Genomic DNA, 1365 nt, shown 5'->3' on the forward strand with positions numbered 1-1365 from the left:
GGGGCCTACCCCCGGTTCGTGGACACGGGGTTGTTTACGCTGCGAGCGCTAGCGTAGCGGTGTAGGCGCGCTCGTAGGCGTTCGGGGAGAGGTAGCGGCACCAGGAATGGCGGCGCTTGGTGTTGTAGCGGGTCAGCCATCGGAACATCTTGCGGCGGCAGGACAGCTCGTCGGTGAAGCACGCGGCGTCCCGGAGAACCTCGCGCTTCAGCGTCGCGTTGAATGACTCTGCCATCGCGTTGTCGGCGCTGGTGCCGACCGCTCCCATCGACTGGATAACGCCGAGTTGCTGGCAGAGCTCGGCGTAGGCCTTGGAGGTGTAAACCGACCCGTGGTCGCTGTGGAAGATCGCTCCTGCTAGAGATCCACGGGTCGCGGCGGCGGCCTTGAGGGCGTCGGCGACGAGGTCGGTGCGCATGTGATCGGCGATGGCCCAGCCCACCAGGCGGCGGCTGTAGCAGTCGATCACGGTGGCGAGATACAGGTTCCCGCTTCCACCGGCCTCGGACAGCGGCAGGTAGGTGATGTCGCCAACGTAGCGCTGGTTCGGCGCCTCGGCGGTGAAATCCCGTTTCAGCAGGTCAGGAACGATCTGGTCGGCCGGTTCGGGCACCGTCGTGCGGTGCTTGCGCTTCTTGACGTAGCCGCTGAGTCCGGCGTCCCGCATCACGCGGGCGACCCGCTTGTGGTTGACGCGGTCCTCGGGCGCGGCCCCGTCGTTGAGCTCGGCCGTGATCCGCGGAACACCCTGGGCATCGTCCTGCGCGTGGATGACGCGGATCCGCTCCAGCAGCTCGCCATCCGAAGCGGCCCGCGCGGACCGAGCCGGGGCACCTGTCTGCCAGGCGTAGTAGGAGGAGCGCTCGATCTCGACGAGCTCACACAGTCGCTTCACCGGGTAGGTGGTGGAGTTCTCGGCGACGAACTGGAAGCGACTCACCAGCGCGTCTCCCCAGCGAAATACTTCGCCGCCCTCTGGAGGATCTCCCGCTCCGTGGCAAGCTTCGTCGTCTCCGCTCTCAGCTGGGCATTCTCCGCCTCCAGCCGAGCCACGCGCCGCTCCAGCGGCTCATCAGGATCCGACGTCGCAGCGATCGGCGCAGACCGCAACGGGCTTTCGCTCAGCGAACCGTCAACCGCGGTCTTCTTCCCGGTCCCGTGGGTCTCCAGCCACTGCCGCAGCGTGCCCCGGACGATCCCGAGGTCCTCCGCGATACCGCGGAGCGTCGCTCCCGGAGTCGACTCATACAGGTCCACCGCCTGCCGGCGGAACTCCTCGGAGTAGTTCTTCCTAGCCATGGTTCATGATCTCGCTTCCCCAGCCAATGCTGGAATCAGCGTGTCCACGAACAAGGGTCAGGCCCC

General features: G+C 66.8%; 1 protein-coding gene. It reads right to left on the reverse strand.

The genetic code is table 11. The annotated features are described in order from the left end of the window. Nucleotides 1-34 precede the first annotated feature (34 nt). Nucleotides 35-1299, reverse strand: a protein-coding gene (locus ACT3T5_RS19545) for an IS3 family transposase (RefSeq protein WP_444595325.1) whose coding sequence is annotated in 2 segments (ribosomal slippage) — nucleotides 35-954 and nucleotides 954-1299 — 1266 coding nt in all. Because the reading frame shifts where the segments join, the coding sequence is not laid out codon by codon here. Nucleotides 1300-1365: the final 66 nt, after the last annotated feature.

It is taken from the genome of Brachybacterium sp. AOP3-A1-3 (genome assembly GCF_052378285.1).
Lineage (GTDB): Bacteria > Actinomycetota > Actinomycetes > Actinomycetales > Dermabacteraceae > Brachybacterium.